The following is a 9953-nucleotide window of genomic DNA, read 5'->3' on the forward strand; positions in this document are numbered from 1 at the left end:
GGCTCCCACGACAAATTCGGCCGCGTTAACTGTAGGGTTCACAAAGTCTATGTCAGCGGCATCAACTTCTCAGGTTCTGTCCGATTTCTTCTTCTTCGGGGTAACCGAACTGCTGCCGGCGGCGGCGCTGAAGGAAACGATCTTCCCGTCCTCCTCGCTCACGATCGTCGCGTCGAGAACCATATCCAGAATAATTGAGGTGCGCCTCTCTGGCCCAAGAGCCTCTTGTGCCCTTTAGACATCGGTACGGACGACGTGTAGACACTCGGCAAGGCGGTTACGCCTGTACATACGAAAAAGCCTGCGCGGGGGCGCAGGCTTTTTTGTTCGTGCCGTCCGTTAGATGGCAGCGGCGGCAATGTCGGCATCGAGACGGGCACGCGCCTTCTTGGGAAGTTTCGCCGCCTTAATGGCATCGGCATTCGATTTTGGGTCGCCGACCACGATCAAGCCGACCATGCCCATCCCGACATGCGGCGAACACTTGACCACGTAGGCGCCTTCGACGTCGAATGTCACTTTGACCGCTTCGTTCATCTTGCCTTTGAACGCCGTTGCTCCGGCTGGCAGAAGGTCTTTCACTGTTTCCGCGTTGTGTGACTTATCGGTAGGGATGAAGGTCACGGTATCGCCCTTCGCGACTTTCGTAAGACTCGGCTCGAACACCATGATTCCGTCTTTGCCCTTGTTTAGCATATGGACTTCGAAGTCCGCAGCCGATGCGGCCGTGGTTATCGTGGCTAGTGCGGCGACCATTCCGAATGCCGCGTTGCAAATCATTCTCATCTTCGTGCTCCTTGGTGGCAGAATGCCTGAACCGATGGATGGAGAATAAAGCGCCCGGCACGGCTCCTCTTTGACACAGAACAAGCAATTTCCACATTTGTCCTGGCTTTCGTGCCGCCATTTGTTTTGGGCGGGAGTCGTTGGATCGGACCGCGACATCCTGCCTGACGAGACGCGCAGATGTGCCAACACTCCGGGCGAAACGATTGATGGTTCCTATAGCGGCGCTGCCTCGGCAGCGGGCCCGCACGCGGCGTTCGTCTCTTCATCCATCATCGCGTTTTTCTGCGTAACCTAATCCATATGGTTGACCGCGACATTAACTTGGAGAGGACGTGACGACTGTTCCTTGGCCGACGTGGCGATCGCTTCCATCTTTGTGTTTATGGTTTTGACCTGGCCGTCGATGTTTCGAAGGGCTTCCCCGGTGTTCTTCACCAATCTGAAACGGCTCGCAGCGTCGACCGTCTGTCTTTGGATTAACCCATTTGTTTCGCCGGTTATCCATGCCGCTACCATCGGCAATGTTTGTGCTGAAAGGGGCGTAGGACCGGGCGGAGGGGTTCCGTCACCCGGACAGAAAACGCGTCTTTTTAGCGCGAAATGGCGGGGAGGGCGTACCGCCGCAAGCCCGCCCCCGCGTGTTCCTCCAATGGACGAACGATCGAAACATAGACCGTCGAAACCAATCCTGTTTGTTGCAGATCAGACAAAACGACGATGCAGGAGATCGACGATCTGCATTTGGATTGACGTAGAACAAAGTTGGGGGCGGTCATCAAGAATATCCATGGCCATCGCTCCATTCGAAGCGAACGGTTTTCACCGAACAGTCGCCATGCGGGCGATGTCTGAAACAAAGGGTCAACCTAGTGTCCAAATTGAAGATTTGCCTCGCGGCTATGGCGCTGGCCGCCGTCACCGCGATCCCGGCACTCGCACACGTTTCGCTCGAAACTTCGACCTCCAAGGCCGCGGCAAACTACAAAGCGGTCCTGAGGGTGCCTCATGGGTGCGGCGGCAAGGCGACCGTCGCCATAAGAGTGCGGTTGCCCGAAGGCGTGATCTCGGTGAAGCCAATGCTCAAGGCGGGATGGAAGATGGAGAAAACACTTGGAGAGTATGCCAAGGCCTATGACCTCAACGGCGAGAAAGAGACCGGTGGCGTGAGCGAACTGAGGTGGTCTGGCGGAAGTCTCGGCGATGACGAGTACGACGAATTCGTTTTCCGCGCCTACATTACGGACGCGTTCAAGCCCGGCGACGTGGTCGCATTTCCTGTCGTGCAGGAATGCGCGGGCGGGGCGACGACGCGCTGGATAGAGATTCCACAGGTCGGCAAGGTCGCTGACGACTACGAGCATCCGGCCCCGTTCATAACGGTCGTCGACAAGTAATTCGAAACGACAGGGGACATGGGCATGTGCCGACGCGATGGACGTGCCCGTTTTCCGCTTGTTTGGACAGTAGTGACGCTTTTCGTTTTCGGATGGGCCTCGGTGATCGAAGCGCCCCAGGCGAAGGCCCACGCCGTCCTGGTCTCATCAACGCCTACACAGGGAGAGAGGCTCGGCTCCTCTCCCGTTGCCATGACGCTACGTTTCTCCGAACACGTTTCGAAGGTCGTGGCGACGTTGGTCGGACGGGATGGCCACGCGATCCCGCTCTCGACTGAAGTTTCGGGCGACGAGATCGCCATCCGGCTCTTGGAGCCGCTTGCCCGCGGCGCCTATGCCTTGAACTGGCGTACCGTTTCGGAGGACGGTCATCCGGTTGCAGCTTCGATCGTGTTCGCGATCGGCAAAGAGGCTGTCATTGGAGGGTTCGCGGATGGTACCGCATCCGAGGCCCTGCTCAAAATCCTGACGCTGGCCACGAAGTTCGGGTTCTACCTGGCCTGCCTCTTCGGCGTGGGCGGAACTGTCTATTCTGTCTGGATTGCTCAATCGCCGCCAACGAGGACGCTGACCCTGCACATTGTGGTCGGTTGGTTCTGCGGATTGCTTCTGATCGGGCTTGTCGGCCTTGAGGAAAGGGGCTTTCTTTCACCGCCCTGGGAGCATGGGAACCATGGGGCGCGGGCATGCAGAGCAGCCTGGCCAGGTCGGTCGCTCTTGTCTCGGTATCGCTCGGGCTAGCACTGGCCGCCCAGATGAACATGACCGCACGCGGCGCGCTTTCATCCCTCTCGCTGGCGACACTTGGCTTGGCTTTCGCGCTGACAGGACACGCCTCGGGTGCGGGCGTACGTTGGCTTTCGTTCATCGCCGTCGCGGCGCACGTGTGGGCCGTATGCTTCTGGATCGGGGCTTTACCAGGACTCTGGAAGCTGCTCGTTCACTGTGGACCGGAGCAGAAAAGGGCGTTGTGCAGGTTTTCGTCCGCCATACCGTACTCGGTCGCCGTGATGACCATAGCTGGAGGCTACCTCGCATATATCCAGGTCGAGTCTTCCGGGGCGCTGATCGATACCGACTACGGCAACATCCTACTCGTGAAACTGACGCTGGTGGCGCTCGCGCTCGGTCTGGGCGCTTGGAACCGGATTTTCCTGACGCGGCAAGTCGTGGGAGGACATCCGTCCGCAGCGGGAAAGATGAAAATCGTGATCGCGATCGAGATCGCTCTGATCGTCGGCGCACTGGCCGTCACGTCGCTGTGGAGATTTACGCCGCCTCCCAGGGCGCTGGCGTTAAGGCCCGTTCTGGCGTCCATCCATCTTCATGATCCGGCTGCGATGGCGACACTGTCGTTCGCAACGAAACCGAACCTTTCTTTTAATGTCGACCTGTCCCTTCAGACTGCCGACTTCAACTCTCTGGACACGCGGGAAATAAGGCTGAGGATGTCAGGGGCGGATGGCTCCGTTGCGGCTTTCGAAGTTCCGCTGAAAAGGCTCTCTGCGGGACGGTGGGCGGCACGGGACGTTCAAGCACCATGCGACTGCCAGTGGGCTGTTCGCGTCGATGTGCTTGCTTCCGATTTCGATATGATAGTTCTGGAAGGACAGCTGAAACTGATCTCCTCCAAATGACTGCCAAACGCACAGGACCCTCGTCCCGAATTGCTCGCCTTGTCTCGATAAGTCGCAACGTCCTTGTCCGAGCGCAAAGACGCGAAACCCGTCTCGGGATAAGCATGAGTTGAAGGAGACGAGAGCCATGGCGGCTATCGACGAACACCACGCCGTCCGGCGGGTGCGTTGCTTCTCGACTTTGTCGTGATGTCCTATCTCCACACGGATGATTTCTCGATGGCCAAGCTTCATCTGAACAGTCTTCTGGCGAGCATTAACACCCTGGTTCTCATTACAAGCGGCTGGTTCGCCGCCGAGGCCTCACGCGCGCGCGAAGACATGTTGCGCAGATGGTCGCTGGCGGGCTCGGCGGCGCTCGGTCTGGTGTTCGCCCTCGTAAAGCTGCTGGAGTATCAGGATGAAATACGCTTCCTCGGAGACGCCACATTCAACCCATTTTTCGACTTTACTTCGTAATAGCCGGACTTCATCTGGCGCAGGTGGTTTTCCTGAGCGTTGCCATGTTTATCGTTTTGCAAAGACCCCACCAAACCAGGGTCTCAGCCGTTACCACCGTCTCGCATGTCATCGGCATGGTCTGGCTGGTGATTTTTCCCGTCGTCTCCCTGGGGTGAGCCATGGAAAACAAGCAGCGCTGGCTGGTCGGGCTGGGGGCAATTATGATGCTGGTGGCTTTCGTGGCGGGTCTGGTTCCGGCACAGTGGAACCACCAGCCGTTGCCTCTCTACGCCCTTTTATCGTGCTGGCTTTCATGCTCGCCAACTCCCGCTGGGTGGTCTTGGATTTCATGGGGCTGCGCGGCGGTTACCGAGGACTGTCCGCCAGTTTGCTTGCATGGCCGACGTTCTTCGCTCTTGCCGCTGCCGCGAAGGTGTTGATGTTGGCGGCATGATCCGCCGACATTCAAAGCATTCGGGGGCGTCTTATCGCGGCGCCGTCAGAGAGCGAAACGACGGACGGTCTGAATACAGGAAATAAGCTGCGCCGCGAAATCCTGGGCCCGGTCTGCATCCTGCTCGCTTGCCGCATGGTCGCCGAGATACAGATAACAGTCCAGAATATGTTCGCTCAGCGGTAACGCCGCATCCATGGTCCCCGTCAGTCCGACATCGAGGGGAGGTCCACTTGAAAACCGCGTTCCTCCATGGACGTCATCCTCGATCGCGAAGCCAGACACTGCTCCTGCACGATCTCCCTTTCACCCGATTTGGCGTTTGCGGCCGTGGCTTCCAGCCGCCGCGACAGCCTGTCCTCGAGAACGCGGAGGTCGGGCCTGGCATGGGACACCTTTGCTCGTTCCAGATGGAACGCCCGGCGCCGCTCGCTTCGGAGTTTCGCGACATGTCCCAGCTCCTCGCGTGCCATCCGTTCGGCCGCATGCCTGATCTCGCGGGACTGGGCGTGTGCCGAGACGTAGGTCCAGAACATGAAGGCACGTTCTTCGTTTCGAACCGCCATTGAGAAGGCGCGGTAGGCAGATAGCAATTCGGGTGCGACAATGCCTGCGCCTTCGTCGTCGAACAGCTTTTCAGCGGTAGTTTCCGTCAACGTATCCTCGGTCCCGGATACGGCACTCCACTCGCGCACCTTGTCGAGATGATCCGTCTCTTCGGCGACGAGGGCATTAAACACCTCAGCAAGATCGGGCCGGCCGAACGCAGACATGCGCGCGCTCAGATCGAGGTAACCGTCGATGGCCTCCTTTTCCATAGAGGCGGCGATCGCGAGCATTTCTCCCAAAGTGTCGAAGTGCCACGACTCCGATTTCATAGCCGGCATATGCGTCCACTCCCTTTTGGCCTGTTTCAGAACTGTCTTCACATGTCGCAGAAAATTAAGCGCGCGCATTTGTTCCAAAACAAATTCGATCCGCGCAACTCGCATAGTTTCGGACTGACGTTGAACGACTTCAGAGAGATGCGGGTCGATGCGATACTTCGGTAAAACGCCCAGAACATTGCTCGCCGGCTTGATATTGCTGGCGGCGTTCTGCGTGTCTCTTTTGGACGCGCGGCAGGCATTTGCCGCCTCCCAGCTCCCAACTTTCATCCAGAAGGTACAGCCTGGAGAACTTTTCGAGGGCGCGGATCGCTTCGGAGAACCGACGGGCGAACCGCCCGTCGCGCCTGTCTACCGTGGCAAGGACCTGGCGGGCTATGCCTACCTCAATTCCGATGTCACCACGTCTATTGGATATTCCGGCAAGCCGATCCATATCGCGGTCGGCATCGATGCGTCGGGTGTGATCCACGGGTTCAAGCTTCTCGAACACCACGAGCCCATCGTTCTCATCGGGATACCGCAGGCTAAAGTCGTCGCCGTTCTGAACTCTCTTATCGGCAAGGACTTAGCACGGGTCGCCACAGGCGAGGAACGCCCGCCTCAGGTTGATATTGTCAGCGGTGCCACGGTGACCGTCCTGGTCATGAGCGACAGTGTCGTGCGGTCAGCCGTCACGCTTATCCGCAGCGGCCGCCTTGGCAAAAGCGACGCTGTGGCCGTCGAAGCCATCCCGGAAATCAGAAAACTGGACCTTTCTAAAGACAAGGCGAGCGACTGGCAGACCCTGCTCGGCGATGGGTCGATCCGGAGCTTACGCCTGACCGTGGGCGAGGTGTCCAAGGCTTTTGCCGATGCAAAACACCAGGATGGCGTTGCCCGCCCAGAAACCGACAATCCCGCCGATCGCTTCATCGATCTTTTCGTAGCACCCGTCAGCGTTCCGGCGATCGGTAAAACCCTGTTGGGCGAACCCGCGTATCGACGATTGGTAGCCACTCTTAAACCAGGCCAGTCGGCTATCCTGATTGGCGGCGACGGCGCCTACTCCTTCAAGGGCTCCGCATATGTTCGCGGTGGCATCTTCGACCGTATCGAACTTCTGCAAAACGAACAGGGCGTGCGGTTCCGTGACCGAAACCATACGCGGATCGCAGCTTTCGCACCGTCCGACGCGCCGCATCTAAAGGACATTGGCCTCTTCGTCGTGCCAGCGGACTTCATGTTCGACGTGACCGCGACCTGGGAAATCCAGTTGCTGGTGCAGAGAACCCTTGGCGCTCGAGAAAAGGCCGTCATCCCCTTCAATCTCGGCTACGCGCTTCCTTCGGGATATTATACGACGACGAAGGCCGCCGCCGTTGAACCCCGGCGGAAAAGCCAAGCGCCGCAGATCTGGTTGCCGACGAGCAGCCGCTCTGGGTCCGCATCTGGAATATGGACCGGGTGATAATCGGCATCACGGTTGCCGCCCTTCTGGTTCTCACCGGGATCTTCTTTTCCAGGACTGGCTGGTCAAACGGCCGCGACTGTTTGCCTGGGTTAGAAACGGCTACCTTTTGTTCACCCTTGTCTGGCTGGGCTGGTACGCCGGCGCGCAGCTTTCCGTGGTCAATGTCCTGACTTTCACCAGCGCTCTCGTCACCAATTTCAGCTGGGAGTTCTTCCTTGCCGCGCCTCTGATTTTCTTACTCTGGGCTGCCGTAGCGGCCGGGTTGCTTTTTGGGGGCGCGGGCCGTTCTGTGGCTGGCTTTGCCCCTTCGGCGCTCTCCAAGAATTGCTCAGCGCTGTCGCCAAACGCCTCAAGGTTCCCCAGGTCCGGCTTCCCTGGGGGCTGCACGAGCGCCTGTGGCCGATCAAATACATCATTTTCCTCGGTCTTTTCGGAATGTCTTTCTATTCGATGTCTTATGCGGAGATGCTTTCGGAGGTCGAACCCTTCAAGACCGTGATTATCCTGAAGTTCGTGCGTGACTGGCCGTTTGTGATCTTCGCCATCGCCCTTCTTGTGGCAGGCCTGTTCGTCGAGCGCTTCTACTGCCGCTATCTGTGTCCCCTTGGCGCGGCGTTGGCGATACCGGGACGCATCCGCATGTTCGAGTGGCTGAAGCGATACCCCGACTGCGGCTCGCCATGCCAGCGATGCTCGAAAGAATGCCCCGTTCAGGCGATCCATCCTGAAGGCCAGATCAACGTCAACGAGTGCATTTACTGCATGCATTGTCAGGAACTCTATCACGACGATCACCGCTGCCCGCACATGATCCAGAAGCGGTTGAAGCGAGAAAAATTCATGGCGCTTTCGACGCCGGAATCACGGGGGAGCAGCCTCCAAAGCCACCGAGGACCGTGGTCACCCATAACGGGCAACCCATCACCCCTCCTAATTCGGCGCGAGACATCCGGTCCGGGCCACAACAAAGGAAAATGAGCATGTCAGAAAAAGAAACACAGCATCGCTTCAACAGGCGGCAGTTGCTTGGCTCGACTGCCGCCGCCGCAGTCGCGGGGGTTGCAACGGCAGGGGGCGCCCTGACCATGTCGGGCGGGTTCGCGTCGCCAGCGAAAGCGGCCGCGCAGTCCGGCTCTAACGAGGTGAAGCCCGGCGAACTCGACGAATATTATACCTTCTTCTCGGGCGGTCAGTCCGGCGAGGTCCGCATCGTGGGCGTTCCGTCGATGCGCGAGATCATGCGTATCCCCGTATTCAACCGCTGCAGCGCAACGGGCTGGGGGCAGACCAACGAAAGCCGCAAAGTCCTCACGGAAGGCCTTCTGCCACGTACCGTCGAATTCCTGAAAGACAACGGCGGGGTCTATCACAACGGCGATCTCCATCACCCGCATCCGTCGTTCACGGACGGGACTTACGACGGGCGTTACCTGTATGCCAACGACAAGGCGAACACCCGGGTCTGCCGCATCCGTCTCGACGTGATGAAATGCGATAAGATCATTGAACTTCCGAACCAGCACACCGTCCACGGTCTGAGGGTTCAGAAGTTTCCCAAGACTGGCTACGTGTTCTGCAACGGTGAGGACGGCGTGCCGATCCCGAACGACGGCAAGGTGCTTGACGATCCGTCGCAGTACAGAGCCATCTTCAGCGCCGTTGACGGTGAGACGATGAAGGTGGCCTGGCAAGTCATCGTGGACGGCAACCTCGACAACGTCGATGCCGACTACCAGGGCAAGTACTGCTATGCGACGTGCTACAACTCGGAAAACGGCGTCAATCTCGAGCAGATGATGAGCAAGGACCAGGACTGGGTCGTCGTGTTCAACATCAAGCGCATCGAAGAAGCCGTCAAGAATGGCGACTTCAAGGAAATGGGCGGGGTTCCTGTCGTGGATGGTCGTCACGGCTCCCGCTACACCAGATATATCCCGGTCTCCAACGGTCCGCACGGTATGAACACAGCGCCGGACGGTATCCATGCGATGGTTGCCGGGAAACTCTCCCCGACGGTCACCGTGCTCGACGTCCGCAGGTTCGACGATCTGTTCGAAGACAAGATCAAGCCGCGTGACACGGTCGTAGCAGAGCCACAGGTCGGACTCGGGCCATTGCACACCGCCTTCGACGGCCGCGGCAACGCCTACACGACCCTGTTCCTCGACAGCCAGATTTGCAAATGGAACATCGACGACGCACTGCGCGCGTTCAAGGGCGAAAAGGTCGATCCCATCCGCCAGAAGCTCGATGTGAGCTATCAGCCGGGCCACAACCACACCTCCATGGGCCAGACCAAGGAAGCTGACGGCAAATGGCTTATCTCGCTCAACAAGTTCTCGAAGGATCGCTACCTGAACGTGGGTCCCCTGAAACCCGAAAGCGATCAGTTGATCGATATTTCGGGTGACGAGATGATCCTCGTGCATGACAACCCGACGTTCGCCGAGCCGCATGACGCGACAATCGTCCATGCGTCCAAGATCAATCCGGTCAGCGTCTGGAATCGTGACGACCCCATGTTCTCCGACGCGGTCGAGCAGGCAAAGAAGGACAACATCGACCTGCTGGCCGATTCGGAAATCATCCGGGACGGAAACAAGGTGCGGGTATACATGACATCTGCGGCCCCGGCTTTCGGTCTGGAGTCCTTCAACGTCAAGCAGGGCGACGAAGTCACAGTCTACGTCACCAACATCGACGAGGTGGAGGACCTGACGCACGGCTTTGCCATCGTCAACTATGGCATCAACATGGAAGTCGCTCCACAGGCTACCGCGTCCGTGACCTTCAAAGCCAGCAAGCCCGGTGTCTACTGGTACTATTGCTCGTGGTTCTGCCATGCGATGCATATGGAAATGAAAGGCCGTATGTTTGTAGAGCCTCAGGCGGCCTGAT

At 58.6% G+C, this 9953-nt stretch carries 9 protein-coding genes and 1 pseudogene; 7 read left to right on the top strand and 3 right to left on the bottom strand.

Annotated elements, in window-relative coordinates; genetic code table 11:
• Positions 1 to 339: 339 nt before the first annotated feature.
• Positions 340 to 786, bottom strand: coding sequence for a pseudoazurin (locus P6U16_RS21995; protein ID WP_277704855.1), 447 nt, complete (start codon positions 784 to 786; stop codon positions 340 to 342).
• Between the two features lie 902 nt (positions 787 to 1688).
• Between P6U16_RS21995 and P6U16_RS22000 the strand changes: the two genes are divergently transcribed.
• The 5 genes from P6U16_RS22000 (at position 1689) to P6U16_RS22020 (ending at position 4715) form a co-directional block, all read left to right on the top strand.
• Complete coding sequence (locus P6U16_RS22000; RefSeq protein WP_277704856.1) at positions 1689 to 2183, top strand: DUF1775 domain-containing protein; 495 nt, start codon at positions 1689 to 1691, stop codon at positions 2181 to 2183.
• A gap of 72 nt (positions 2184 to 2255) precedes the next feature.
• Entirely contained in the window at positions 2256 to 2924 is a 669-nt protein-coding gene (locus P6U16_RS22005) for a copper resistance CopC family protein (RefSeq protein ID WP_277704490.1), read from the top strand.
• A 14-nt stretch (positions 2925 to 2938) separates the two neighbouring features.
• Positions 2939 to 3820, top strand: a complete 882-nt coding sequence (locus P6U16_RS22010; protein WP_277704491.1) for a CopD family protein — start codon at positions 2939 to 2941, stop codon at positions 3818 to 3820.
• A gap of 168 nt (positions 3821 to 3988) precedes the next feature.
• Complete coding sequence (locus tag P6U16_RS22015; protein ID WP_277704492.1) at positions 3989 to 4279, top strand: hypothetical protein; 291 nt, start codon at positions 3989 to 3991, stop codon at positions 4277 to 4279.
• Positions 4221 to 4715, top strand: coding sequence for a hypothetical protein (locus P6U16_RS22020; RefSeq protein ID WP_277704493.1), 495 nt, complete (start codon positions 4221 to 4223; stop codon positions 4713 to 4715). Before P6U16_RS22015 ends, P6U16_RS22020 begins: the two co-directional genes overlap by 59 nt.
• Before the next feature lie 45 nt (positions 4716 to 4760).
• Here P6U16_RS22020 and P6U16_RS22025 read toward each other — a convergent pair whose 3' ends face one another.
• Together P6U16_RS22025 and P6U16_RS22030 are read right to left on the bottom strand one after the other, a co-directional pair.
• Positions 4761 to 4913, bottom strand: coding sequence for a hypothetical protein (locus tag P6U16_RS22025; RefSeq protein WP_277704494.1), 153 nt, complete (start codon positions 4911 to 4913; stop codon positions 4761 to 4763).
• Between the two features lie 8 nt (positions 4914 to 4921).
• The gene (locus tag P6U16_RS22030) at positions 4922 to 5872 is read right to left on the bottom strand and encodes a ferritin family protein (protein ID WP_277704495.1); all 951 of its coding nucleotides are present in this window, start codon (positions 5870 to 5872) and stop codon (positions 4922 to 4924) included.
• On the opposite strand from P6U16_RS22030, the pseudogene P6U16_RS22035 reads away from it, so the two are divergent.
• Positions 5817 to 7895 (top strand): annotated as a pseudogene (locus P6U16_RS22035) (4Fe-4S binding protein); the annotation flags it as partial. The gene P6U16_RS22030 and the pseudogene P6U16_RS22035 overlap by 56 nt on opposite strands.
• Positions 7896 to 8035: 140 nt before the next feature.
• On the top strand, positions 8036 to 9952 hold the full coding sequence (gene nosZ / locus P6U16_RS22040; protein ID WP_277704857.1) for a TAT-dependent nitrous-oxide reductase: 1917 nt from the start codon (positions 8036 to 8038) through the stop codon (positions 9950 to 9952).
• Position 9953 lies beyond the last annotated feature (1 nt).

The sequence above is a fragment of the Rhizobium sp. 32-5/1 genome (assembly GCF_029537235.1).
GTDB lineage: Bacteria > Pseudomonadota > Alphaproteobacteria > Rhizobiales > Rhizobiaceae > Pararhizobium.

Excerpts from the sequence above, each read along its gene's own strand:
- P6U16_RS22000 (WP_277704856.1), top strand. The coding sequence starts at position 1,689 with ATGGCGCTGGCCGCCGTCACCGCGATCCCGGCACTCGCACACGTTTCG.
- P6U16_RS22030 (WP_277704495.1), bottom strand. The coding sequence starts at position 5,872 with ATGAAAGTTGGGAGCTGGGAGGCGGCAAATGCCTGCCGCGCGTCCAAA.
- nosZ (WP_277704857.1), top strand. The coding sequence starts at position 8,036 with ATGTCAGAAAAAGAAACACAGCATCGCTTCAACAGGCGGCAGTTGCTT.
- P6U16_RS22020 (WP_277704493.1), top strand. The coding sequence starts at position 4,221 with ATGAAATACGCTTCCTCGGAGACGCCACATTCAACCCATTTTTCGACT.
- P6U16_RS21995 (WP_277704855.1), bottom strand. The coding sequence starts at position 786 with ATGAGAATGATTTGCAACGCGGCATTCGGAATGGTCGCCGCACTAGCC.
- P6U16_RS22025 (WP_277704494.1), bottom strand. The coding sequence starts at position 4,913 with ATGGATGCGGCGTTACCGCTGAGCGAACATATTCTGGACTGTTATCTG.
- P6U16_RS22010 (WP_277704491.1), top strand. The coding sequence starts at position 2,939 with ATGAACATGACCGCACGCGGCGCGCTTTCATCCCTCTCGCTGGCGACA.